The organism is Citrobacter meridianamericanus, from assembly GCF_041320245.1.
Lineage (GTDB): Bacteria > Pseudomonadota > Gammaproteobacteria > Enterobacterales > Enterobacteriaceae > Citrobacter > Citrobacter meridianamericanus.
In genome coordinates this window covers 3,963,523-3,989,613 of record NZ_CP101036.1, presented here as the reverse complement: position 1 = coordinate 3,989,613, position 26,091 = coordinate 3,963,523, and the positions used below count along the sequence as shown (strand labels likewise).

General features: G+C 52.7%; 20 protein-coding genes and 1 other annotated feature. Of the genes, 12 read left to right on the top strand and 8 right to left on the bottom strand.

Annotation, left to right across the window (positions count from 1 at the left end; translation table 11 throughout):
• Positions 1 to 469 precede the first annotated feature (469 nt).
• Together acrB and acrA are read right to left on the bottom strand one after the other, a co-directional pair.
• Complete coding sequence (acrB, locus tag NMD08_RS19525; RefSeq protein WP_187252904.1) at positions 470 to 3,619, bottom strand: efflux RND transporter permease AcrB; 3,150 nt, start codon at positions 3,617 to 3,619, stop codon at positions 470 to 472.
• A gap of 22 nt (positions 3,620 to 3,641) precedes the next feature.
• Positions 3,642 to 4,835: a multidrug efflux RND transporter periplasmic adaptor subunit AcrA gene (gene acrA, locus NMD08_RS19520; protein WP_151218648.1), complete on the bottom strand. Its 1,194-nt coding sequence runs from the start codon at positions 4,833 to 4,835 to the stop codon at positions 3,642 to 3,644.
• A 141-nt stretch (positions 4,836 to 4,976) separates the two neighbouring features.
• Between acrA and acrR the strand changes: the two genes are divergently transcribed.
• Positions 4,977 to 5,627 (top strand): multidrug efflux transporter transcriptional repressor AcrR, encoded by a 651-nt coding sequence (gene acrR / locus NMD08_RS19515; protein ID WP_003021744.1) that lies wholly within the window; start codon positions 4,977 to 4,979, stop codon positions 5,625 to 5,627.
• A gap of 126 nt (positions 5,628 to 5,753) precedes the next feature.
• The gene (gene mscK / locus NMD08_RS19510) at positions 5,754 to 9,119 is read left to right on the top strand and encodes a mechanosensitive channel MscK (RefSeq protein WP_370618821.1); all 3,366 of its coding nucleotides are present in this window, start codon (positions 5,754 to 5,756) and stop codon (positions 9,117 to 9,119) included.
• 69 nt (positions 9,120 to 9,188) lie between these two features.
• Here the strand turns inward: mscK and rsmS are convergent, their stop codons facing one another.
• Both rsmS and priC read right to left on the bottom strand, forming a co-directional pair.
• On the bottom strand, positions 9,189 to 9,353 hold the full coding sequence (gene rsmS, locus NMD08_RS19505) for a pleiotropic regulatory protein RsmS (RefSeq protein WP_370618819.1): 165 nt from the start codon (positions 9,351 to 9,353) through the stop codon (positions 9,189 to 9,191).
• A 13-nt stretch (positions 9,354 to 9,366) separates the two neighbouring features.
• Positions 9,367 to 9,894 carry a primosomal replication protein N'' gene (gene priC, locus NMD08_RS19500; protein WP_187252903.1) on the bottom strand — a complete coding sequence of 176 codons (528 nt, stop codon included), beginning with the start codon at positions 9,892 to 9,894 and terminating at the stop codon, positions 9,367 to 9,369.
• 69 nt (positions 9,895 to 9,963) lie between these two features.
• On the opposite strand from priC, the gene NMD08_RS19495 reads away from it, so the two are divergent.
• From NMD08_RS19495 to hemH, 8 genes are all read left to right on the top strand, one after another.
• Complete coding sequence (locus NMD08_RS19495; RefSeq protein WP_003847534.1) at positions 9,964 to 10,341, top strand: DUF454 family protein; 378 nt, start codon at positions 9,964 to 9,966, stop codon at positions 10,339 to 10,341.
• Between the two features lie 194 nt (positions 10,342 to 10,535).
• On the top strand, positions 10,536 to 11,087 hold the full coding sequence (gene apt, locus NMD08_RS19490) for an adenine phosphoribosyltransferase (protein ID WP_005125198.1): 552 nt from the start codon (positions 10,536 to 10,538) through the stop codon (positions 11,085 to 11,087).
• 118 nt (positions 11,088 to 11,205) lie between these two features.
• On the top strand, positions 11,206 to 13,134 hold the full coding sequence (gene dnaX / locus NMD08_RS19485; RefSeq protein ID WP_370618817.1) for a DNA polymerase III subunit gamma/tau: 1,929 nt from the start codon (positions 11,206 to 11,208) through the stop codon (positions 13,132 to 13,134).
• Positions 12,467 to 12,531, top strand: a sequence feature (DnaX frameshifting element). (Overlaps the previous gene by 65 nt.)
• Before the next feature lie 57 nt (positions 13,135 to 13,191).
• Complete coding sequence (locus tag NMD08_RS19480) at positions 13,192 to 13,521, top strand: YbaB/EbfC family nucleoid-associated protein (protein ID WP_003021764.1); 330 nt, start codon at positions 13,192 to 13,194, stop codon at positions 13,519 to 13,521.
• Positions 13,521 to 14,126, top strand: a complete 606-nt coding sequence (recR, locus tag NMD08_RS19475; RefSeq protein ID WP_003021767.1) for a recombination mediator RecR — start codon at positions 13,521 to 13,523, stop codon at positions 14,124 to 14,126. Before NMD08_RS19480 ends, recR begins: the two co-directional genes overlap by 1 nt.
• A 110-nt stretch (positions 14,127 to 14,236) precedes the next feature.
• A complete protein-coding gene (gene htpG / locus NMD08_RS19470) occupies positions 14,237 to 16,111 on the top strand; it encodes a molecular chaperone HtpG (RefSeq protein WP_151224877.1) in 1,875 nt (624 codons plus the stop codon).
• Between the two features lie 177 nt (positions 16,112 to 16,288).
• Positions 16,289 to 16,933: an adenylate kinase gene (gene adk, locus NMD08_RS19465; protein ID WP_003021773.1), complete on the top strand. Its 645-nt coding sequence runs from the start codon at positions 16,289 to 16,291 to the stop codon at positions 16,931 to 16,933.
• Positions 16,934 to 17,113: 180 nt separating this feature from the next.
• Entirely contained in the window at positions 17,114 to 18,076 is a 963-nt protein-coding gene (gene hemH, locus NMD08_RS19460) for a ferrochelatase (protein ID WP_151218655.1), read from the top strand.
• On the opposite strand, the gene aes is transcribed toward hemH, so the two are convergent.
• Positions 18,073 to 19,032, bottom strand: coding sequence for an acetyl esterase (gene aes / locus NMD08_RS19455; RefSeq protein ID WP_151224878.1), 960 nt, complete (start codon positions 19,030 to 19,032; stop codon positions 18,073 to 18,075). The genes hemH and aes overlap by 4 nt on opposite strands.
• A gap of 151 nt (positions 19,033 to 19,183) precedes the next feature.
• Here aes and gsk point away from each other — a divergent pair, with 151 nt between their 5' ends.
• Positions 19,184 to 20,488: an inosine/guanosine kinase gene (gene gsk / locus NMD08_RS19450; RefSeq protein ID WP_003021781.1), complete on the top strand. Its 1,305-nt coding sequence runs from the start codon at positions 19,184 to 19,186 to the stop codon at positions 20,486 to 20,488.
• Between the two features lie 46 nt (positions 20,489 to 20,534).
• Here the strand turns inward: gsk and ybaL are convergent, their stop codons facing one another.
• Positions 20,535 to 22,214 (bottom strand): YbaL family putative K(+) efflux transporter, encoded by a 1,680-nt coding sequence (ybaL, locus tag NMD08_RS19445; protein ID WP_151218657.1) that lies wholly within the window; start codon positions 22,212 to 22,214, stop codon positions 20,535 to 20,537.
• Positions 22,215 to 22,439: 225 nt separating this feature from the next.
• Positions 22,440 to 23,660 carry an MFS transporter gene (locus NMD08_RS19440; protein ID WP_149691418.1) on the bottom strand — a complete coding sequence of 407 codons (1,221 nt, stop codon included), beginning with the start codon at positions 23,658 to 23,660 and terminating at the stop codon, positions 22,440 to 22,442.
• Positions 23,661 to 23,832: 172 nt separating this feature from the next.
• Here NMD08_RS19440 and ushA point away from each other — a divergent pair, with 172 nt between their 5' ends.
• Complete coding sequence (gene ushA, locus NMD08_RS19435; protein ID WP_370618815.1) at positions 23,833 to 25,485, top strand: bifunctional UDP-sugar hydrolase/5'-nucleotidase UshA; 1,653 nt, start codon at positions 23,833 to 23,835, stop codon at positions 25,483 to 25,485.
• A 107-nt stretch (positions 25,486 to 25,592) separates the two neighbouring features.
• Here the strand turns inward: ushA and ybaK are convergent, their stop codons facing one another.
• Positions 25,593 to 26,072 carry a Cys-tRNA(Pro)/Cys-tRNA(Cys) deacylase YbaK gene (ybaK, locus tag NMD08_RS19430; protein WP_003021794.1) on the bottom strand — a complete coding sequence of 160 codons (480 nt, stop codon included), beginning with the start codon at positions 26,070 to 26,072 and terminating at the stop codon, positions 25,593 to 25,595.
• Positions 26,073 to 26,091: the final 19 nt, after the last annotated feature.

Here is a 26,091-nt window from a genome sequence, read left to right as displayed (position 1 = left end):
GGCTTAAACTAACCGAACACCTTTCGGGATGGATACAACAAACTACCTGGAACTTGCCCGCGACTCCTGATGATTTAACTATAATCTACTCTAAAAAAGATTTCATCGTCATATCACGAAAAATTACAATTATGCAAAATTATGATGCAGGGTCATTTTTACATTTTAACAGATCTCTGCCGCTATTCGAAATGGGACAACTTCTTTATTCTTCGGGCAATCATCGGGTTATCTTGATTAGGTTAACAAATGCAAGGCCACTGCCAACAATGTGAGCTGCTTACCAGGAATAATCTTAATATTTATTAAGGTTAATAAGTACTCTTAATCATTTTTTAAGAATAGCCTTTAAGGCTACAAGGATTATATCGATTATTTAACCTGGAGAAAATAAACGAAATCGCAATACGTGAATTTTATGATTTTTCAGAAAAAAGGCCGCTTGCGCGGCCTTATGTTTAGAAAGGTGTCAATGATGGTCTACTGAGTGGCTATGCTCAATATCTTCGCTTTTACGGCTAAAGCGGCGGCGTACCACCACAAAGAACACCGGCACAAAGAATATAGCCAACACGGTTGCCGTCACCATCCCGCCCATTACGCCAGTACCAACGGCGTTCTGCGCGCCGGAACCTGCGCCGGAGCTGATTACCAGTGGCATTACGCCCAGAATAAAGGCCAGCGAGGTCATCAGGATCGGACGTAAACGCATGCGGACCGCGTCCAGCGTCGCCTCTATCAGACCTTTGCCTTCTTTATCCATCAAGTCTTTGGCGAATTCGACGATAAGTATCGCGTTCTTCGCCGATAAACCAATGGTTGTGAGCAGGCCCACCTGGAAGTAAACGTCGTTGGTCAGGCCGCGGAATGTTGCTGCCAGCAATGCACCGATTACCCCCAACGGTACCACCAGCATAACGGAGAACGGAATGGACCAGCTCTCGTACAATGCCGCCAGACACAGGAATACGACAATCAGTGAAATGGCATACAGGGCAGGGGCCTGGTTGCCGGACAGTCGTTCCTGGTAGGACATACCGGTCCAGTCATAGCCGATACCAGATGGCAGTTTGCTGGCCAGTTGCTCCATCATTGCCATGGCTTCACCGGTACTTTTACCCGGTGCGGCCTGGCCTAAGATTTCCATGGAAGGCAGACCGTTGTAGCGTTCCAGACGCGGTGAACCGTATTCCCAGCGTGAGGTCGAGAAGGCAGAGAACGGTACCATTTGTCCATCGCTGCCGCGGACATACCAGTTTCCAATGTCTTCCGGCAACATACGGTATTTCGCTTCAGACATGACGTAAACTTTCTTCACACGACCACGGTCAATGAAGTCATTCACGTAGCTTCCGCCCCATGCCGCACCCAGCGTTGTATTAATGTCGCTAATGGAAACACCCAGAGCCTGCGCTTTTTCCTGATCGATATCGATCTTGAACTGCGGCGTATCTTCCAGACCGTTAGGACGTACGCCGACTAGCAGGTCAGGATGCTTCGCGACTTCACCAAACAGCTGGTTACGTGCCTGCGTCAGTTTCTCATGGCCCAGGCCCGCCTGGTCAATCAACTGGAAGTCGAAACCGGTAGCAGTACCTAACTCCACAATTGCTGGCAGGTTGAAGGCAAAGACCATGGCATCTTTAATCTGCGAGAATGCGCCCATCGCACGTTGAGTAATGGCCTCAACTTTGTTCTCTTCGCCGGGACGTTCACTCCAGTCTTTCAACGAGACGAACGCGATACCGGTGTTCTGACCACGACCCGCAAAACCGAAACCGTTAACGGCAAACACCGATTCAACGTTCGCTTTTTCTTTGGTCAGATAGTAATCCGTCATCTCGTCCAACACCTTCTGGGTACGCTCTTGCGTTGCACCCGCTGGCAGCTGAGCCATTGACAGGAATACCCCCTGGTCTTCATCCGGCAGGAACGAACTTGGCAGACGAACGAACAGATAGGCCATGCCCACGACGATGATCAGATACAGCGCCAGATAACGACCGGTGCTGCGCAGAATACCGCCTACGCTGTCGGTGTAATGGTGCGTGCTCTTATCAAACATGCGGTTAAACCAGCCGAAGAAGCCTTTTTTACCTTCTCCGTGATCGCCTTTTGCAATCGGTTTGAGCATGGTCGCACACAGGGCAGGGGTCAGAATCAATGCCACCAGCACTGACAACGCCATTGCCGAAACAATGGTGATGGAGAACTGACGGTAGATTGCACCGGTAGACCCTCCGAAGAACGCCATCGGGATAAATACCGCTGACAGTACCATCGCGATACCCACCAGTGCGCCCTGAATCTGGCCCATTGATTTACGCGTTGCTTCCTTCGGCGGTAGACCTTCCTCAGCCATTACACGTTCAACGTTCTCGACCACAACGATGGCGTCATCCACCAACAGGCCGATGGCGAGCACCATACCGAACATCGTCAGTGTGTTTATCGAGAAGCCGAAAACCGCAAGGACGGCAAACGTACCCAATAACACTACTGGCACAGCGATAGTCGGAATCAACGTCGCGCGGAAGTTCTGCAGGAACAGATACATAACCAGGAATACGAGGATGATTGCTTCAACCAGCGTTTTCACTACTTCGTGAATAGAGATTTTTACGAATGGCGTAGTGTCATACGGGTATACGATCTTCAGACCTGACGGGAAGAACGGTTCCATCTTCTTCAGCTCTTCGCGGATAGCGTTAGCGGTGTCGAGGGCGTTCGCGCCTGTCGCCAGCTTGATACCCAGACCGGAAGCCGGTTTACCGTTGAACTTCGCAATGATGTCGTAGTTTTCGCCACCCAGTTCGACTTTCGCGACGTCGCGCAGACGCACCTGGGAACCATCCTGATTTACTTTCAGCAGAATTTTGCCGAACTCATCTGCGGAGGTCAGACGGGTTTGCGCAATGATCGACGCGTTAAGTTGCTGGCCTTTCACCGGCGGCGTACCGCCTAACTGACCGGCTGCAACCTGGGCATTCTGCGCTTTAATGGCGCTGATCACATCAACCGGGGTCAGTTGGAAGTTGTTCAGTTTGTTCGGATCCATCCAGATACGCATCGCGTACTGGGAACCGAACAGCTGCACATCACCCACACCTGAAGTACGGCTGATCGCGTCCTTCATGTTGGCGCCCACATAGTCGGAAATATCTTCCTGCGTCATGGTGCCGTTGGTGTTGATAACGCCGACAACCATCAGGAAGCTACTGGACGATTTCTCAACGCTCACGCCCTGTTGTTGTACTTCCTGCGGCAGCAGCGGCATCGCCAGTTGCAGTTTGTTCTGCACCTGAACCTGCGCAATGTCAGCATCAGTGCCTGACTGGAAAGTCAGGGTGATCTGAACCGTACCGGTTGAGTCACTGTTAGAGGACATGTACATCAGGTTATCGATACCGTTCATATTCTGTTCGATAACCTGCGTAACAGTATCCTGTACTGTTTTGGCATCAGCGCCAGGGTAGGTCGCGGAGATCGTCACTGCTGGCGGTGCAATAGTTGGATATTGCGCCACCGGCAATTTGAGGATCGCGAGCCCCCCTGCCAACATGATGATAATGGCGATCACCCACGCAAATATTGGGCGATCGATAAAGAAATTAGGCATGTCTTAACGGCTCCTGTTTAAGTTAAGACTTGGACTGCTCAGACTGGCTACCGCTTGCGCCTTGCTGGTTGTTATCTGCGGTTATTTCCTGCGCTTTTACCTGCGCGCCAGGACGTACTTTTTGCAGCCCAGTAACAATCACGCGGTCGCCTGGCTTAAGTCCATCAGTGACTAACCATTTGTCGCCAATCGCTTGTGCGGCGACAATTTGACGCGTTTCAACTTTGTTGTCAGCACCGATAACCAATGCACTGGCATCGCCACGCGGTGTGCGGGTAACGCCTTGCTGTGGAACCAGTAATGCAGTTGGGTTAATCCCTTCTTCCAGACGTGCGCGGACGAACATACCCGGCAGTAAGGTATGATCCGGGTTCGGGAAAATTGCGCGTAACGTAATCGACCCAGTGGTTTGATCTACCGTCACATCAGAAAATTCCAGCGTACCGGACTGCGGGTATTTAATGCCGTCATTGGTCACCAGCTCAACTTTCGCTTTACCGTTCTCTTGCTTCAGCGTGCCGTTGGCCAGCTCTTGTTTCAGGCGCAGGAAGTCATTACTTGACTGCGTCACGTCTACATAGATGGGATCCAACTGCTGAACGGTCGCCAGTGCGGTCGCCTGACCGTTTTGTACCAGAGCGCCTTCCGTAACGGATGATTTACCAATGCGACCGCTGATCGGCGACGTCACTTTGGTGTAAGCCAGATTGATGCGTGCAGTTTCTACCGCGGCTTTCGCGGCAACAACGGCGGCGTTTGCCTGCTGTGCGTCAGCCAGCGCGCTATCGTAGTCCTGTTGGCTGATGTACTTCGTACCTAACAGTTTCTGATAACGTTTCACCGTCAGTTGAGCGATATTTGCTGCGGCTTGTGCTTTGGCCAGATCACCTTTTGCACTTTCATAAGCGGCCTGGTAAGTAGCAGGATCAATCTGATAGAGAGATACACCCGCTTCGATGTCACCACCTTCCGTGAAATTACGTTTCAGGATAATCCCGCTAACCTGAGGACGAACTTCAGCAATACGAAACGCACTGGTGCGACCCGGAAGTTCGGTTGTGATCTGTAGAGGTTCAGTTTTGAGCGTAACAACTCCAACCTCTGGCATTTGCTGGCCCCCTTGTTGGGCCTGTTTGTCGTCACATCCTGTTAGCGCTAAGCTGCCTGAGAGCATCAGAACGACTGCCAGAGGCGTTAACCCTCTGTTTTTGTTCATATGTAAACCTCGAGTGTCCGATTTCAAATTGATCAATGGCTTAAAGCCCATAAACCCATTGCTGCGTTTATATTATCGTCGTGCTATGGTACATACATTCACAAATGTATGTAAATCTAACGCCTGTAAATTCACTGACCTATGGCACGAAAAACCAAACAACAAGCACAGGAAACACGACAACACATTCTCGATGTCGCTCTGCGTATGTTTTCGCAACAAGGGGTCTCATCCACCTCGCTGGCTGAGATCGCAAAAGCCGCTGGTGTGACGCGCGGTGCAATCTATTGGCATTTCAAAAACAAATCGGATTTATTCAGTGAAATCTGGGAGCTAGCAAAACCTAACATTGATGAGTTAGAGACTGAGTATCAGGCAAAATTCCCTGACGATCCACTATCAGTATTAAGAGAAATTTTAATTTACGTTCTTGAAACTACCGTGACAGAAGAACGCCGACGTTTATTGATGGAGATTATATTCCACAAATGCGAATTTGTCGGGGAAATAGCATCAGTTCAGTTAGTCGAACGTAGCCTGTGTCTGGAAAACTATGACCGCATAGAAAAAACGTTACGCCACTGTATGGATGTCAACATGTTGCCGGAAAACCTGAACACACGTCGTGTAGCGGTGTTAATGCGTAGCTATATTTCCGGGATCATGGAGAACTGGTTATTTGCTCCCGAATCATTTGATCTGAAGAATGAGGCTCGCCAGTACGTGGCGGTACTGCTGGAGATGTGTCTGCTTTGTCCAAGCTTGCGTCTGCAGGCAGGAGAGACAAGCTAGTTTGCCATTCTGCACCAGGAATTCTCCTGGTCATTTTGCCTTCTGCTATTCTGCCGTTCACAGCCGTGATATTCTTGTCACTTGACTATTTCCGGTCACTTTCCTGGTTCAGAAACATTCATTCTCATGACTATGTTGCAGCTCTATAAACGTTCACAGCATGTAATTGCTATTAGCATTCTTTTCTTCATTCTATTGTTATCCTGCCAGTCATCTGCATTTGCGCGGGCGCAACAGAGTGGTGAACTGCCGACGAAAGCTGATATTCAGAGCCAGTTAGACACGCTGAATAAACAAAAAGATCTCTCCGCGCAGGATAAGCTGGTCCAACAGGATCTCATCGATACCATTGCCACGCTGGATAAAATCGATCGCGTGAAAGATGAGACCGTACAGCTTCGCCAGAAAGTGGCCCAGGCGCCAGAGAAAATGCGCCAGGCGACGGATGCGCTAAATTCACTCAGCGATGTCGATAATGACGACGAAACGCGAAAAACGCTGAGCACGCTTTCCTTACGACAACTTGAGTCGCGCGTAGCGCAGGTCCTGGATGACCTGCAAAGCTCGCAAAACGATCTGGCCACGTATAACAGCCAACTGGTATCACTGCAGACCCAGCCAGAGCGCGTACAAAATGCGATGTACACCGCGTCGCAGCAGATGCAGCAAATCCGCAACCGACTTGATGGCACTAATGTAGGCGAAGGAGCTTTACGCCCCAGCCAGCAGGTGCTGTTACAGGCGCAGCAGGCGCTGCTGAATGCGCAGATCGACCAACAGCGTAAGAGCCTCGAAGGGAATACGATTTTGCAGGATACCTTGCAAAAACAACGTGATTACGTGACGGCGAACAGTAACCGCCTTGAGCATCAGCTCCAGCTCCTGCAGGAAGCGGTGAACAGCAAGCGACTGACGTTAACCGAAAAAACGGCGCAGGAAGCGGTCAATCCTGACGAGGCCGAGCGTATTCAGTCCAATCCGTTAGTGAAGCAGGAGCTTGATGTTAACCATCAGCTCAGCCAGCGTCTGATTGCCGCGACCGAAAATGGCAACAGCCTGATGCAGCAAAATATCAAAGTTAAAAACTGGCTTGACCGCGCGCTGCAATCCGAACGCAACATTAAAGAACAGATCGCCGTTCTGAAGGGCAGTCTGCTGCTGTCGCGTATTCTGTATCAGCAACAACAAACACTGCCGTCTGCGGATGAACTTGCCGATATGACCAACCGGATCGCCGACTTGCGTCTGGAGCAGTTTGAGGTCAACCAGCAGCGCGACGCGCTGTTCCAGAATGATGCGTTTGTCGCCAAACTGGAAGAAGGGCACCGCAACGAAGTGAACGGCGAAGTCCATGATGCCTTACTGCAGGTCGTGGATATGCGTCGTGAACTGTTGGATCAGCTAAATAAGCAGCTTGGCAATCAGCTGATGATGGCGATTAATCTGCAAATTAACCAGCAGCAGTTAATGAGTGTGTCGAAAAACCTGAGAGGGATCCTCACGCAGCAGATTTTCTGGGTTAACAGTAACCGTCCGATGGACTGGGACTGGATCAAAGCTTTCCCGCAAACGCTTAAAGACCAGTTTAAGTCGATGAAAATCACGGTTAACTGGGAGAAAGCATGGCCCGCGGTGTTTATTGCGTTCCTGGCGGGATTGCCGCTATTGCTCATTGCCGGGTTAATCCGCTGGCGTCTGAAATGGTTGAAAGAGTATCAGGCGAAATTAGCCGCTGCGGTGGGTAACCTGCGTAATGACAGTCAGCTCAATACACCAAAAGCGATTCTGATCGATCTCATCAGAGCCTTGCCGGCGTGCCTGATTATCCTCGCGGTAGGTCTGATTCTTTTGACTATGCAGTTGAATATCAGCGACCTGCTGTGGGCGTTCAGCAAGAAGATGACTATCTTCTGGCTGGTGTTTGGTTTGTGCTGGAAGGTGCTGGAAAAGGATGGCGTAGCGATTCGTCATTTTGGCATGCCTGCGAAGCAGACCAGCCACTGGCGTCGTCAGATTGTGCGCATCAGCCTCGCACTGTTGCCGTTGAACTTCTGGTCGGTTATTGCTGAGTTGTCACCGCTTAATTTAATGGACGATGTGCTTGGGCAGGCGGTCATTTTCCTCAACCTGCTGCTGATCGCCTTCCTGGTATGGCCAATGTGCCGCGAAAGCTGGCGTGATAAAGAGTCGCATGGTCTGCGTCTGGTGACGATTACCGTGCTGTCTATTATCCCGATAGCATTAATGGTGCTGACGGCGACCGGCTATTTCTACACCACGCTGCGCCTAGCGGGACGCTGGATTGAAACGGTTTATCTGGTCATTCTCTGGAACCTGCTGTACCAGACCGTGCTGCGTGGGTTGAGCGTCGCGGCACGTCGTATCGCCTGGCGTCGCGCGCTGGCGCGTCGTCAGAACCTGGTGAAAGAAGGGGCGGAGGGTGCAGAGCCGCAGGAAGAGCCGACCATCGCGCTGGAGCAGGTTAACCAACAAACGCTGCGTATAACTATGCTGGTAATGGTTGCCCTGTTTGGTGTCTTGTTCTGGGCCATTTGGTCTGATTTGATCACCGTGTTCAGCTATCTCGACAGCATTACGCTCTGGCATTACAACGGCACCGAAGCGGGTGCGGCAGTGGTGAAAGACGTCACCATGGGCAGCCTGTTGTTTGCGATTATTGCATCAATGGTGGCGTGGGCGTTGATCCGCAACTTACCAGGGCTGCTGGAAGTGCTGGTGCTGTCGCGACTGAAAATGCGCCAGGGTGCTTCCTATGCGATCACTACGATCCTTAACTACGCGATCATCGCCATCGGCGCAATGACGGTCTTCGGATCGCTCGGTGTTTCGTGGGATAAGCTACAGTGGCTGGCTGCCGCCCTGTCGGTTGGTCTGGGTTTTGGCTTGCAGGAAATTTTCGGTAACTTTGTTTCCGGCCTGATTATCCTGTTTGAACGCCCGGTCCGCATCGGCGATACCGTTACCATCGGTACGTTCTCAGGAACGGTCAGCAAGATTCGAATTCGTGCCACCACCATTACCGACTTCGATCGCAAAGAGGTGATTATCCCGAACAAAGCGTTCGTGACGGAGCGCTTGATCAACTGGTCGCTCTCCGATACTACCACGCGCCTGGTGATTCGCATTGGCGTGGCCTATGGTTCGGATCTGGACAAAGTTAAGAAGGTGCTGCTGCAGGCGGCGATGGAGCACCCGAAAGTGATGCACGATCCGGAACCAGCGGTGTTCTTTACCGCCTTCGGCGCCAGCACGCTGGATCATGAGCTGCGTTTATACGTGCGCGAATTGCGCGATCGTAGCCATACGGTTGATGAGCTTAACCGTGCGGTCGATCGTTTGTGCCGTGAAAACGACATTGATATTGCCTTTAACCAGCTCGAAGTGCACCTGCACAACGCGAAGGGCGACACCGTGACCGAGGTTAAGCGTGACATCATTAAAGGTGATGACCCGACGCCTTCGGTAGGTTAATAGAAAAATCATCAGGCCTGCGAGCTTCGATTCATTCGTAGGCCTGATAAGTGCAATGCCATCAGGTTTTCAGTTACAGATCTTTTTCGATAAAGAGAGCCGTTTCTTCTCGTAATCCTGCTTCACAATCTCCAGCGCTTTCAGCACAATTTCAGGCTCCATCTGATTCTCTTCAAGCAGGACAATCAGATCGACGGCCAGTTTGATCTCGTCCGGGGCGTTCTCTAATGACATAAATTCTCCGGGATTAACGGGTTAAACGCGCCAGCACGTTTTCTATTCTCGCCAGGGCATGGCGACAGCGTGCCAGTCGCGCCTCGAATGCTTCTACTTCACGATGCAGTTTTTGCTGTTCTTCAAAACCCGTTGCCTGAGCCAGACGCTTTTTGCGTTCATGCGTCATTTCCACCAGTCGGCGTTCAAACTCCTGGTGTTGAACTCGCTTGCGCTGCCAGCGCGCCAGGCCTGGAGATGCGCAGTCCCACTCGCGGAGTGACCAACTGGCGGTTTCACGCGAAATCGCCTCTAACTGTGAGGCAAGGTGTTCCGCCAGCCAGCTAATTTGTGGTAGTTGTTGCTGTTCAACTGCGCGCCGCAAGGCTGCGAGATTATCTTCAGCTTCAACCAGATAAGCTTGGAGCAACGTGCTGCGAGTGTGAAACAGATGCCTGTCAAAGCGGGCGCTCAGCGTGGCGTGATGCGCCAGCGGGGCACACTGCTGGCGCAGGCGGTTAAGCTGGTTTTCGAGCGTCTGTAGCAGCATGACGGTTTTCACGACAACACTCCGATGAAAATGAGAACTGTTATGCTAAAGTAGCGATTCTCTGTGTTAAGTACTGATATTATGCAACGCATTATTCTAATCATCATTGGCTGGATAGCGGTAGTGTTAGGCACGCTGGGCGTTGTATTGCCGTTGCTGCCCACGACGCCATTTATCCTGCTGGCCGCCTGGTGTTTTGCCCGCTCATCGCCGCGCTTTCACGACTGGCTGCTGTACCGTTCGTGGTTCGGCGGGTATCTGCGTCACTGGCAAAAACACCGCGCGATGCCGCCTGGAGCGAAGCCACGCGCAATTTTGTTAATCCTGGTGACGTTTGCTATTTCACTCTGGCTGGTCAATATGATGTGGGTGCGCGGCCTGCTGCTGGTTATTCTCGCCTGTTTACTGATTTTTATGTGGCGGATCCCGGTGATTGATGAAAAACAACAAAAGCAGTAAACCGCAATAATCGCTGTTGCAATTGTCTCTCGCAGCCAGTAAATTCGACCGTTTTCGAGCACAGGCGCAGATGGTCAAAGGTTAAGCAAGTGTAACCCTGACCCTTAATATAGACACAAAATCATTCAAGATACGTCGAAGATGAAGTGTATAGTGCGCCGTGAAGTAATACTGTATCAATCAGGCACAAACTTATGACCGCGACTGCACAGCAGCTTGAGTTTCTCAAAAATAGCATCAAAAGCATCCACGATTACCCAAAACCGGGCATTCTTTTCCGTGATGTCACCAGTTTACTGGAAGATCCGAAAGCCTACGCCCTCAGCATTGAATTGCTGGTTGAACGCTATAAAGATGCGGGTATCACTAAAGTGGTTGGCACCGAAGCGCGTGGCTTCCTGTTTGGCGCGCCGGTAGCGTTGGGTCTGGGCGTCGGCTTTGTTCCGGTACGTAAACCCCGTAAGCTTCCGCGTGAGGTGATAGCTGAGAGCTATGAGCTGGAATACGGCACCGATCAGCTGGAAATTCACGTTGATGCCATCAAACCGGGCGATAAAGTCCTGGTTGTAGACGACCTGCTGGCAACCGGCGGCACGATTGAAGCGACCGTGAAGTTGATCCGCCGTCTGGGTGGCGAAGTGACCGATGCTGCCTTTATCATTAACCTGTTTGATCTGGGCGGCGAACAGCGTCTGGAAAAGCAGGGGCTGACCTGTTACAGCCTGGTACCATTCCCGGGCCACTAAGTCGGGCTATCTTATCCCGTCTGAAGTAATACCGAGACACACAACCTCGCCGTCGCTGCGAGGTTGTGTTAGCATTACCCTCCTGTGAATCCACCCTCCAGCCTTTCAGAGCCTGCCAATGAGTTATCAGGTCTTAGCCCGAAAATGGCGCCCACAAACCTTTGCTGACGTCGTCGGCCAGGAACATGTGCTGACGGCACTGGCGAACGGCTTGTCGTTAGGGCGTATTCATCATGCTTATTTGTTTTCCGGCACCCGTGGCGTCGGAAAAACCTCTATCGCCCGCTTGCTGGCGAAGGGATTAAACTGTGAAACCGGCATCACCGCGACGCCGTGCGGCGTGTGCGATAACTGCCGGGAAATTGAGCAGGGGCGTTTTGTCGATTTGATTGAAATCGATGCCGCCTCACGCACCAAAGTCGAAGACACTCGCGATCTGCTGGATAACGTCCAGTACGCGCCTGCGCGCGGGCGATTTAAGGTCTATTTGATCGACGAAGTGCACATGCTGTCGCGCCACAGCTTTAATGCCTTGCTGAAAACGCTCGAAGAGCCGCCCGCGCACGTCAAGTTCCTGCTGGCGACTACCGATCCGCAGAAGTTGCCGGTGACCATCCTGTCGCGCTGTCTGCAATTCCATCTTAAAGCGCTGGATGTCGAACAGATTCGCCATCAGCTTGAGCATATTCTCAAAGAAGAGCATATCGCCCATGAACCGCGTGCGCTGCAACTGCTGGCTCGCGCCGCGGACGGCAGCCTGCGCGATGCGCTAAGTTTGACCGATCAGGCGATCGCCAGCGGCGATGGTCAGGTCTCGACCGACGCGGTCAGCACCATGCTCGGCACGCTGGACGACGACCAGGCACTCTCGCTTGTTGAAGCGGTTGTGGCCGCCGATGGCGAACGCGTGATGACGTTGGTTAACGACGCTGCCGCGCGCGGTATTGAATGGGAAGCGTTGCTGGTAGAAATGTCGGCTTTACTGCATCGTATTGCCATGGTTCAGCTTTCACCTGCCGCGCTCGGCAGCGATATGGCCGCCATTGAGCAGCGTATGCGTGAACTGGCGCGAATCGTCCCGCCAACCGATGTGCAGCTTTATTATCAGACCCTGTTAATCGGGCGCAAAGAGCTGCCGTATGCGCCGGACAGACGAATGGGCGTCGAAATGACGCTGCTGCGTGCGCTGGCTTTTCATCCGCGCATGCCGCTCCCGGGACCTGAAGTTCCGCGTCAGTCGTTTGCCCCGGTCGCACCCACTGCGGTGATAACCCCAACGCAGGTGCCGCAGCAGCCTGCGTCAGCGCAACAGCAACAGAATGTGCCGCTCTCCGATGCTACCAGCCAGGTGCTGGCTGCACGTAGCCAGCTGCAACGCGCCCAGGGAGCAACCAAACCAAAAAAGAGTGAACCGGCAGCCGCTTCCCGCGCGCGGCCGGTGAATAATGCTGCGCTGGAAAGACTGGCTTCGGTGTCGGAACGTGTTCAGGCGCGTCCGGCGGTCTCTGCGCTGGAAAAGGCTCCGGTGAAGAAAGAAGCGTATCGCTGGAAGGCGACCAATCCTGTTGCAGAAGTTAAAGACGTCGTTGCCACGCCGAAAGCGCTGAAAAAAGCGCTTGAGCATGAAAAAACGCCGGAACTGGCGGCAAAGCTTGCGGCTGAAGCTATTGAACGCGATCCGTGGGCCGCCCAGGTAAGCCAGCTCTCGCTACCTAAACTTGTGGAGCAGGTGGCGCTTAATGCCTGGAAAGAAGAGGATGGCAACATGGTGCGCCTGCACCTGCGTTCCACGCAGCGGCACCTTAATTCCAGTGGCGCGCAGCAAAAACTGGCCGAAGCATTGAGTACCTTAACGGGGTCAACGGTTGAATTGACCATCGTTGAAGATGATAATCCTGCGGTGCGCACGCCGCTGGAGTGGCGTCAGGCCATCTATGAAGAGAAGCTCGCGCAGGCGCGTGAGTCGATTATTGCGGATAATAACATCCAGACGCTGCGTCGTTTTTTCGATGCGGACCTGGATGAAGAAAGTATTCGCCCCATTTGATCGTCAGCCAAATGGTTTGACGGTCGTCATCCCTTAACGTGATTGAGAGAGAAGCCTATGTTTGGTAAAGGCGGTCTGGGTAACCTGATGAAACAGGCCCAGCAGATGCAAGAAAAAATGCAGCAGATGCAGGAAGAAGTCGCCAAGCTGGAAGTGACCGGCGAATCTGGCGCGGGTCTGGTAAAAGTGACCATCAACGGCGCGCATAACTGCCGTCGCGTGGAGATCGATCCAAGCCTGCTGGAAGACGACAAAGAGATGCTGGAAGACCTGGTTGCTGCGGCATTCAACGACGCGGCGCGTCGTATTGAAGAGACGCAGAAAGAGAAGATGGCTTCTGTTTCCTCCGGAATGCAGCTGCCGCCTGGCTTTAAGATGCCGTTCTGATGCAAACCAGCCCGCTGTTAACTCAGCTTATGGAAGCACTGCGCTGTCTGCCGGGCGTTGGTCCGAAGTCTGCGCAGCGCATGGCGTTCACGCTGCTTCAGCGCGATCGCAGCGGCGGGATGCGTCTGGCGCAGGCGTTAACGAAGGCGATGTCGGAAATCGGCCACTGTGCCGATTGCCGCACTTTCACCGAGCAGGACGTCTGCAACATCTGCTCGAACCCGCGTCGCCAGGAAAACGGTCAGATTTGCGTGGTGGAGAGTCCGGCGGACATCTACGCCATTGAGCAAACCGGGCAATTTTCCGGACGTTACTTCGTGCTTATGGGACACCTGTCGCCGTTGGACGGTATCGGGCCGGATGACATCGGGCTGGATCGTCTTGAACAGCGACTGGCGTCTGAGCAAATCAACGAACTGATCCTTGCGACTAATCCCACGGTCGAAGGAGAAGCGACCGCCAACTATATTGCTGAGCTTTGCATGCAGTATGGCGTTGAAGCCAGCCGTATCGCCCATGGCGTTCCGGTCGGCGGCGAGCTGGAAATGGTCGATGGCACCACGCTATCGCACTCTCTGGCAGGACGGCACAAGATTAAATTCTGAACAAACGGAGGCCGCGACGGCGGCTTCCGCTTGAAATCCTTCCCGCTTGTCCCCATTTCACCCTCAACGTGTTTTTACCATTGAAAATGGCATTGTTGAGGTAGATCTACATGAAAGGACAAGAAACTCGTGGTTTTCAGTCAGAAGTAAAACAGCTTCTGCACCTGATGATCCATTCTCTGTATTCCAATAAAGAAATCTTCCTGCGTGAGCTTATCTCTAACGCCTCGGATGCGGCAGACAAGCTGCGTTTCCGCGCACTGTCTAACCCGGATCTGTATGAAGGTGACGGTGAGCTGCGTGTGCGTGTTTCCTTCGATAAAGATAAGCGTACGTTGACCATTGCCGATAACGGCGTGGGGATGAACCGTGATGACGTTATCGATCATCTGGGGACCATTGCGAAATCCGGCACCAAATCTTTCCTCGAATCCATGGGTTCCGATCAGGCGAAAGACAGCCAGTTGATCGGTCAGTTCGGGGTTGGCTTCTACTCAGCCTTCATCGTGGCGGACAAAGTCACCGTGCGTACCCGTGCTGCGGGTGATAAACCGGAAAACGGCGTGTTCTGGGAGTCTGCGGGCGAGGGTGAGTACACCGTTGCTGATATCACCAAAGACGATCGCGGCACCGAAATCACTCTGCATCTGCGCGAAGGCGAAGACGAGTTCCTCGATGACTGGCGCGTACGTTCCATCATTAGCAAATATTCCGACCATATCGCGCTGCCGGTAGAGATCGAAAAAACCGAAGAGAAAGACGGCGAGACCGTGGTTTCCTGGGAAAAGATCAACAAGGCGCAGGCGTTGTGGACGCGTAACAAGTCGGAAATCAAAGACGACGAATACAACGAATTCTATAAGCATATCGCCCACGATTTCACCGACCCGCTGACCTGGAGCCACAATCGTGTAGAAGGTAAGCAGGAGTACACCAGCCTGCTGTATATCCCATCGCAGGCGCCGTGGGATATGTGGAACCGCGATCACAAGCATGGTCTGAAACTGTACGTCCAGCGTGTATTCATCATGGACGATGCCGAGCAGTTCATGCCGAACTACCTGCGCTTTGTCCGTGGTCTGATAGATTCTAACGATCTTCCGCTGAACGTCTCCCGTGAGATCCTGCAGGACAGCACCGTCACCCGTAACCTGCGCAGCGCGCTGACCAAACGCGTACTGCAGATGCTGGAAAAACTGGCGAAAGACGACGCGGAAAAATACCAGACCTTCTGGAAACAGTTTGGTCTGGTTCTGAAAGAAGGCCCGGCGGAAGACCATGCTAATCAGGAAACTATCGCCAAACTGATGCGCTTCGCGTCTACGCATACTGACTCCTCCGCACAGACCGTGTCGCTGGAAGACTACGTTGCGCGGATGAAAGAAGGGCAGGAGAAAATCTACTACATCACCGCAGACAGCTATGCGGCGGCGAAGAGCAGCCCGCACCTGGAACTGCTGCGTAAGAAAGGCATCGAAGTGCTGCTGCTTTCTGACCGCATCGATGAGTGGATGATGAACTACCTGACCGAGTTCGATGGCAAACCATTCCAGTCCGTGGCCAAAGCCGACGAGTCCATCGACAAACTGGCGGATGAAGTTGACGAATCGGCAAAAGAAGCGGAAAAAGCGCTGACGCCGTTTGTTGAGCGCGTGAAAACCTTGCTGGGCGATCGCGTAAAAGAAGTGCGTCTGACTCACCGTCTGACCGACACACCGGCTATCGTCACCACCGATGCGGATGAAATGAGCACCCAGATGGCGAAACTGTTCGCCGCTGCGGGCCAGGCGGTACCGGAAGTGAAATATATCTTTGAACTGAACCCGGACCACGTGCTGGTAAAACGCACGGCGGATACTCAGGACGAAGCGCAGTTCAAAGAGTGGGTTGAACTGCTGCTGGATCAGGCGCTGTTTGCCGAGCGTGGCACGCTGGAAGATCCGAACCAGTTCATCCGCCGTATGAACCAGTTGCTGGTATCCTGATAGCGATAATGTGATGCCGGATGGCGCTAGCGCCATCCGGCTTTTTTTCGCCTTCTGAACTCAATTTTCCATCATTAACCGTTTCAGCGCAGGCACCTTCCTTGAGCCAATTGCGTGATGGTGGTATCGTTTAGCGCTTTTTAAAAAATATCGACAACCTTTAAGGGGATTTTCGTAATGCGTATCATTCTGCTTGGCGCTCCGGGCGCGGGTAAAGGAACTCAGGCTCAGTTCATCATGGAGAAGTATGGTATTCCGCAAATCTCCACCGGTGATATGCTGCGTGCCGCCGTGAAATCTGGCTCCGAGCTGGGCAAACAAGCGAAAGACATCATGGACGCCGGTAAGTTGGTGACTGATGAGCTGGTGATCGCGCTGGTAAAAGAGCGTATTGCTCAGGAAGACTGCCGTAATGGTTTCCTGCTTGATGGCTTCCCGCGCACTATTCCGCAGGCAGATGCCATGAAGGAAGCGGGTATCAACGTGGACTACGTTCTGGAATTCGACGTTCCGGACGAGCTGATCGTTGACCGTATTGTAGGTCGTCGCGTACACGCTGCTTCTGGCCGCGTTTACCATATCAAATTCAACCCGCCTAAGGTTGAAGGTAAAGACGACGTGACCGGCGAAGAGCTGACCACCCGTAAAGACGATCAGGAAGAGACCGTACGTAAGCGCCTGGTGGAATACCATCAGATGACCGCACCGCTGATCGGCTACTACTCGAAAGAAGCACAGGCGGGTAACACTAAATACGCGAAAGTTGACGGCACTCAGGCCGTGGCTGACGTTCGCGCAGCGCTGGAAAAAATCCTCGGTTAATTTTTAACGCAGTTAATGCCGGATGGCGGTGGATACACCTTATCCGGCCTACGATTCTTTGTAGGCCTGATAAGCGTAGCGCCATCAGGCAAATTCTCGTCTTACCTTTCACAGCAATTAGTTCTTCTTTACCGCTTTTCCGCTACAATTATCAACAATTTGAATCGATAAGAGGCGGTAATGCGTCAGACGAAAACCGGTATCCTGCTGGCAAACCTCGGCACTCCCGATGCCCCAACCCCCGAAGCCGTTAAGCGCTACCTTCGCCAGTTTTTAAGCGATCAACGCGTAGTCGATACGTCCCCTGCGCTGTGGTGGCCGTTGCTGCGTGGTGTGATCTTGCCGTTGCGAGCGCCGCGTGTGGCAAAGCTGTACCAGTCAATCTGGATGGAAGACGGTTCCCCGCTAATGGTCTACAGCAAGGCGCAACAGCAGGCGTTGGCACAACGTCTGCCTGATACGCCTGTCGCGCTGGGGATGAGCTACGGTTCGCCGTCGCTCGAAAGCGCGGTTGATGAACTGTTGGCAAGCGGAGTGGAACACATGGTGGTGTTACCGCTGTACCCGCAATATTCCTGTTCGACGGTTGCAGCAGTCTGGGATGAGCTGGCGCGCATCTTAGCGCGCAAACGCGCTATTCCTGGTGTCTCATTTATTCGAGATTACGCCGATGATAGCAGCTACATTGATGCGCTGGCCAAAAGTGCCCGGGATTCATTCGCTCAACATGGCGAACCTGATTTGCTGCTGCTCTCCTACCACGGCATTCCGCAGCGCTACGCCGATGAGGGCGATGACTACCCGCAGCGCTGTCGCGACACGACGCGTGAGCTGGTTTCGGCGCTTGGTCTGCCGCCGGAAAAAGTCATGATGACCTTCCAGTCTCGCTTTGGCCGCGAACCGTGGCTGACGCCGTATACCGATGAAACGTTAAAAATGCTGGCGGAGAAAGGGACCCGACATATCCAGGTTATGTGTCCGGGCTTCGCGGCTGATTGTCTCGAAACGCTGGAAGAGATAGCGGTGCAAAACCGGGAGATTTTCCTTGAGGCTGGCGGTAAGCAATATGAATATATTCCGGCGTTGAATGCCACACCGGAACATATCGAAATGATGGTTAAACTGACCGCCGCCTACCTTTAAAGCTGCGCCCTGAAATAACGCGCGCCGTCCTGCAGGGCATCGTCGGCGGTTTTCATCATCCGCGAATAGTGCAGGAAGGCGTGCAGCGTGCCGGGATACATTTTGTACTGGCAAGGCTGCTGATGCGCTTGTAACGTCTGGAATAATAAGCAGCTATCGTCGATCAGTGGATCGAACTCCGCACCGGCGATAAAACATGGCGGTACGTCGCGCGTCAGATCGTTATTAAACAGGCAATAGTACGGTGACTCGCGATCGTCAGCGCTGCGTAGGTACGCGTTTTCGTACATCTGCAGATCTTCGCGGGTTAAACCATCCCACGCGCCGCCCATCAGCCGTCGACTTAGTGAATCTTGCAGGCCGTAAAGGCCATACCACAACAGCACGCCAGCGACTTTGCCGCAGGCAATGTTTTTATCTCGCAGCCACAGAGTGCTGGCTAGCGCCAGCATCGCTCCGGCGGAATCGCCCGCAAAACCAATCGTATTTACATTGAGGGAATAGTCGCCAGCGTGTTGATGATAGTACTGGCACACGGTGACTATCTCTTCAATGGCTTGCGGGTAGCGGGCTTCCGGCGCCAGCGAATAGTCAATGCCGATCACCGTGCACTGGGTGTAGTGCGCCAGTAAGCGCATAATACGGTCGTGGGTATCCAGATTACCGAGAATAAAACCGCCGCCGTGCAGGTAATACAGCGTCGCCTGGCTTTGGGGCTGCGGAGCGTAAATTCGTGTGGCAACGGGACCGCACGCGGTAGAAATCACGCATTTTCGGGTATTCATCTGCGGGGCATCGGCATTCCACAGTTGCCGCTCATGAATGTAGTGTTGGCGCTGAGCCACGAAGTCATCGGCAGCGGGCCATGGCGGCAAATCGTCGCGATGAAAATTCACCACGCTTTTCATTTCATCCGAAATTTTGTCGAGTACGGGGATTTTGTTTTCCGGCTTCATAAAACGCTCCTTGTAAAGGTGAGTTATTGTAGAAATTAATCCTGGATAAACTGCGATCTCACCGTCCGATATTGAAACTCAGCGCCGCATCGCATGCGCAGCAGGGAATGTGCTACCATGCATCGCTCAGTTAACCACCCTAAAATCGACCATGAAATTTCCCGGTAAACGTAAATCCAAACACTATTTTCCCGTCAGCGCGCGCGATCCGTTGCTGCAACAAATTCAACCAGAAAATGAAACCAGCGCAGCCTGGGTGGTGGGCATCGACCAGACGCTGGTGGATATTGAAGCCAAAGTGGATGATGACTTTGTCAAACGTTATGGATTAAGCGCCGGGCACTCTCTGGTGATTGCCGATGATGTCGCTGAAGCGCTCTACCAGGAGCTGGTGCGCGAAAATTTGATCACCCATCAGTTTGCGGGCGGTACTATCGGTAACACCATGCACAACTACTCCGTGTTGGCAGATGACCGCTCGGTGCTACTGGGCGTGATGTGCAGCAATATCGAGATTGGTAGTTACGCGTACCGTTATTTGTGCAATACCTCCAGCCGTACCGATCTGAACTACCTGCAAGGCGTTAATGGACCGATTGGCCGCTGCTTTACGCTGATTGGCGAATCCGGAGAGCGTACCTTCGCCATCAGCCCCGGACATATGAACAAACTGCGAGCGGATAGCATCCCTGAATCCGTCATTGCTGGTGCGTCCGCGCTGGTGCTGACGTCCTATCTGGTGCGCTGCGAACCGGGCGAGCCGATGCCGGAAGCAACCATGAAGGCGATTGAATATGCCAAAAAACACAATGTGCCGGTGGTACTGACGCTGGGCACCAAATTCGTTATTGCCGATAATCCGCAGTGGTGGCAAGCATTTCTGAAAGAGCATGTCTCTATTCTGGCGATGAATGAAGAAGAGGCCGAAGCGCTGACCGGCGAGAACGATCCGCTACTGGCGTCCGACAAGGCGCTGGACTGGGTGGATCTGGTGCTGTGCACTGCGGGTCCGGCGGGTCTGTATATGGCGGGCTTTACGGAAGAAGAAGTCAAACGTAAAACCCAGCATCCGCTGCTGCCTGGGGCGATTGCCGAATTTAACCAATACGAATTTAGCCGCGCCATGCGTCATAAAGACTGTACGAATCCGCTACGTGTGTATTCGCACATCGCGCCGTATATGGGCGGGCCAGAAAAGATCATGAACACCAACGGTGCTGGTGACGGCGCGCTGGCGGCATTGCTGCATGATATTACTGCCAACAGCTATCACCGTAGCAACGTGCCTAACTCCAGCAAGCACAAGTTTACCTGGCTGACCTATTCGTCATTAGCGCAGGTGTGTAAATATGCTAACCGCGTGAGTTACCAGGTGCTGAACCAGCATTCCCCGCGTCTGACGCGCGGCTTGCCGGAACGTGAGGACAGCCTGGAAGAGTCGTACTGGGATCGTTAAATCTTGCGTAGGCCGGATAAGCGATAACGCTATCCGGCACGTAACATTAACTGGCAGTAGCAACTTCACCAGCAGGCGGCGTTTCAATCAGCTCCAGCATGGTGCGGGCGATTTCACGCTCACCCATGACCACCTGATTGGCGCCCCGCTCGGTAATGTATTCCACTTCATCGTCATAATGCGCGCGGGCGATAATCTCAATCGACGGGCACTTTTCACGAGCTGAAGCGACAATTTCACCCGCTTCATAGCCATTCGGAATGGTCAGCAGCAGCCAGCGTGCGCAATCCAGGTGCGCCAGACCCATAATTTCCTCATTAGCAGCGTTGCCCAGCACCGCCCGGATCCCACGCTCGCGCAGTTCATCCACCCGGGTACGCGAGGTTTCGATAACCACCAACGGGATCCCTGCTGCCATCAGTTTCTCACCCAGCAGGCTGCCGACGCGGCCAAAGCCCACCAGCAAGGCGTGATTACAGATATCCACCGGAATTTGCTTCTCTTCTTCGATGGCTTCTTCCAGCGTCTGCTCTTCCAGCGTTTCGGTTTTGGCGAGATATTTTTCTAACACTGCGAACAGCACCGGGTTGAGCATAATGGACAGGATAGCCCCTGCCAGGACCAGATTCTGTCCGGCCTGTGGCAGCAGGTTTAACGCCATTCCCAGACCCGCCAGGATAAAGGCAAACTCACCAATCTGCGCCAGACTGGTGGCAATGGTGAGTGCTGTGCGTTGGGAGTGACCAAACAGGCGCACCAGGAAATAGGCGGCAACGGATTTACCAAAGACAATAATCGCCAGCGTGCCAAGTACCGCCAGCGGCTGCTGGATCAAGATTAACGGATCAAACAGCATCCCGACGGATACAAAGAACAATACGGCGAACGCATCGCGCAGCGGCAGAGTATCATGCGCTGCACGGTGACTCAGTTCCGATTCATTCAGCACCATACCGGCGAAGAACGCGCCCAGTGCAAAAGAGACATCGAACAATTCCACTGCGCCAAAGGCGATACCTAATGCCAGGGCAAGGACTGACAGAGTAAACAGTTCTCGTGAGCCGGTTGCGGCGCTACGCGCCATGATCCAGGGCACTAGGCGACGGCCAACCAGCATCATAATGGCGATAAACGCCACCACTTTACCGATGGTAATGCCCATATCGACGGCCAGCGATGCAAACCCAACATCTTCTTTTTCCAGCATTCCGGCGACGGCGGGCAGGAGCACCAGCGTCAGCACCATCATCAGGTCTTCAACAATCAGCCAGCCTATAGCGATTTGCCCCCGCTGGCTGTCAATAAGTTGTCGTTCCTCAAGAGCACGCAGTAGTACTACGGTACTGGCGGTCGAAAGACACAGTCCAAAGACGATACCTACCATCAGCGACCAGCCCATTACCGCTGAAAGCGCCATACCCAGTAGCGTTGCCACCGCTATCTGGGCAATCGCGCCGGGAATGGCGATTGACTTTACCGCCATCAAATCCTTCAGGGAAAAGTGCAGCCCGACGCCGAACATCAACAGGATCACGCCAAGCTCAGCCAGTTCAGGCGCGAGTTTGGTATCAGCAACAAAACCAGGTGTAAATGGACCGGCCAGAACGCCCGCTAACAGATATCCCACCAGAGGAGAAATACGTAGTTTATTGGCAATCATGCCTAATATAAAAGCGAGCACAAGGCCGCCGACAATGGTGGTGATAAGCGGGGTGGCGTGATGCATTCCGTCTCCTTTGGTTGCTGTGTTGATCCTGAAAACCCAAATTCCGAGTAATAGTTTATGACAAATTTGATGTTTATGTTGATGAATAATTATTGAATTTTGATGAAAACAGGATTTTAAAGGAAAAAAAGCACGGATCGGAAAACCAGGGGGGGATGTCTGAGGCAAACGCTGATGGTCACTGTAAGTGATGACGACCAAAGTCTAGCTTTGGTCGTCAAAAAATCAGGCTTTATGTCGGTTATCAGGTAAGAATATGGTTAGTATCCCCAAAAGTGGCAGGAAAGCACATATTTTGTAGACCAAATCGATACTGGTATGGTCGGCAATCAGCCCTAACACCGCGGCTCCCAAGCCACCCATGCCGAAGGCAAAACCGAAAAATAGCCCAGAAACCATGCCGATACGCCCAGGAAGCAGCTCCTGTGCATAGACCAGAATGGCAGAAAACGCTGATGCGAGGATAAAACCAATGATTACGGTTAAAATCCCGGTCCATTCCAGCGTTGCATAGGGTAAAACGAGGGTAAATGGCGCTACGCCGAGGATAGAGCCCCAAATAACATATTTTCTGCCAATTTTATCGCCCAATGGTCCACCAATTACCGTTCCGGCGGCGACGGCAAATAAGAAGGCAAACAGGTGAAACTGGGCATTTTGTACCGATAATCCGAATTTTTGCATCAGATAAAAGGTGTAATAGCTGCTAATGCTCGCCATATAGAAGTATTTGGAGAAAATCAGCACCAGCAGAATGCTTACCGCCAATACCACTTTATTACGCGGCAACGGATTAACGATGGCGACCTTCGGCTTTCCTTTACTCATCCGATGCTGTGCTGCATACCAACGGCTGATTTGCGCCAGGACGACAATCGCTAATAACGCGGCCAGCACAAACCAGGCCACATTACCTTTACCGTATGGCGCAATGATGACAGCCGCCAGCAACGGTCCCAGAGAGCTACCGAAGTTACCGCCAACCTGGAAAATCGACTGGGCAAGGCCGTGGCGACCACCGGAGGCCATACGCGCCACACGGGACGATTCCGGGTGGAATACCGATGAACCGGTACCAACCAGCGCCGCGGCGAGCAACACCATATGGAAGCTGCCGGCCATGGCCAGCAAAACAAGCCCGCTCAGCGTGAAGCACATCCCAATGGGCAGCGACCACGGCATCGGGTATTTGTCCGTCCAGTAACCCACGACCGGTTGTAGCAGCGAGGAAGCAAGCTGGAAGGTCAGGGTAATCATCCCTATCTGCATAAACGTCAGCGAGAACTCTGACTGTAAAAGCGGATAAATTGCGAGGATCAGCGACTGGATCATATCGTTGAGCAGATGGGAGAGGCTGATTGCCCCTAAAATGCCAAATGAGGTGCGCGCTTTAGCAACCGACGCTGACGCGCCAGCCGCTGGCTGGGTTGGTTCACTTATTGCCATAGAAAGTCACTTCTGTTTGGTTGCGATTATGAGGGTAATCTAATTTGTTATTATTACCTGACTAACATACCTGCGGAAGGTGTTTGAAGGAAGTCTCATTTCTGAAAACATTTTCGACTATTATTTCATATCATTGTAATTTCAGTCGTTGATTTTGGCTCAGGGAGAGTACATGAAATTTTTAAAACGGGGCGTGGCGCTGGCGTTATTAGCCGCATTTGCGCTGGCAGGTCAGCCTGCACAGGCGTACGAAAAAGATAAAACTTATAAAATCACCATTCTGCATACTAACGATCATCACGGTCATTTCTGGCGTAGCGAATATGGGGAATACGGACTGGCGGCGCAAAAAACGCTGGTGGACGGTATTCGTAAAGAGGTGGCCGAAGAAGGGGGCAGCGTACTGCTGCTTTCCGGCGGCGATATTAACACCGGCGTACCAGAATCCGATCTGCAGGATGCGGAACCTGATTTTCGCGGCATGAACCTGATTGGCTACGACGCGATGGCGGTCGGAAACCACGAGTTTGATAATCCGCTTAGCGTATTGCGCCAGCAGGAAAAATGGTCGAAATTTCCGTTTCTCTCGGCCAATATTTATCAGAAAAGCACCGGCGAGCGTTTATTTAAGCCGTGGGCCATCTTTAAGCGCCAGGGCTTAAAAATTGCCGTACTTGGTTTAACCACTGATGATACGGCGAAAATTGGCAACCCCGAGTTCTTTACCGATATCGAATTCCGTAAACCTGCCGATGAAGCCAAACTGGTTATCCAGGAACTGAATATGGGGGAAAAGCCAGACATCATTATTGCCACCACCCATATGGGACATTATGACAATGGCAATCATGGATCTAACGCCCCTGGTGATGTGGAGATGGCGCGCAGCCTGCCAGCAGGGTCGCTGGCAATGATTGTGGGTGGTCACTCACAGGACCCTGTGTGTATGGCTGCGGAAAATAAAAAACAGGTGGATTACGTCCCGGGGACGCCGTGTGCGCCAGACAAGCAGAACGGGATCTGGATTGTTCAGGCGCATGAGTGGGGGAAATACGTGGGACGGGCGGACTTTGAGTTCCGCAACGGCGAAATGAAAATGGTTAATTACCAGCTTATCCCCGTTAACCTGAAGAAAAAAGTGACCTGGGACAACGGTAAAAGTGAGCGGGTACTCTACACCCCGGAGATTGCTGAAAATCAGCAAATGCTTTCGCTGCTGACACCGTTCCAGAATAAAGGTAAAGCGCAGCTCGACGTGAAAATTGGCAGCGTCAATACGCGTCTCGAAGGCGATCGTAGCAAAGTCCGTTTCGTGCAAACCAATATGGGGCATTTGTTGCTGGCTGCGCAAATGGCGCGGACCAGCGCTGATTTTGGCGTGATGAGCGGCGGCGGTATCCGTGACTCCATTGAAGGCGGCGATATCACCTATAAGAGCGTGCTGAAGGTACAGCCGTTTGGCAACATCGTGGTGTATGCCGACATGAGCGGGAAAGAGGTGATTGACTATCTGACCGCGGTGGCGCAAATGAAGCCGGACTCCGGGGCCTATCCGCAGTTTGCCAACGTCAGCTTTGTAGCGAAAGACGGCAAACTTAACGATGTGAAAATCAAAGACGAACCTGTTGATCCAGCCAAAACCTATCGTATGGCAACGCTGAGCTTCAACGCCACCGGCGGTGATGGCTATCCGCGTATTGATAACAAACCAGGCTATGTGAATACCGGATTTATTGATGCGGAAGTGCTGAAAGAATACGTGCAGAAGAACTCACCGTTGGATGCCAGTGCGTATGAGCCGAAGGGTGAGGTGAGCTGGCAGTAACAGTGCGGAGTGCCGGATGGCGGTGCTGGCACCTTATCCGGCCTACAGGTCAGTGCGATGTGTAGGCCTTAAAGCTGCGCGCCATCAGGCATTCATTCTATAACCGCTTAGTCCCGGCGGGCGATGTCAGCGAATTTTGCATCCAGAATTTTCGCCAGATCGCTCGCTGCCAGTTCGATATCCAGCCCGCGTTTGCCGCCGGACACATAAATGGTGTCAAACGTTTGGGCTGGCGCGTCGATAAGCGTCGGCAATCTTTTTTTCTGTCCCAGCGGGCTGATACCACCTACCAGATAGCCGGTAGTGCGTTGCGCGACCATGGGATCGGCCATATCGACCTTTTTGGCGCCCAACGCTTTGGCGACCTTTTTGAGATCCAGTTGACCGGCTACCGGTGTGACGGCGACCGCCAGATGCTTCATGTCGCCGTTCACGGCAACCAGCAGCGTTTTGTAAACCTGGTCCGCATTCAGACCTAACTTGCGCACCACTTCGTCACCAAAGTTCGTCTCGGACGGATCGTGATCGTAGGTGTGGATCTGGAAAGAAATTTTGTTTTTTTCGAGTAATTTAACGGCGGGTGTCATAGCAATTTTCCTGGCCCAG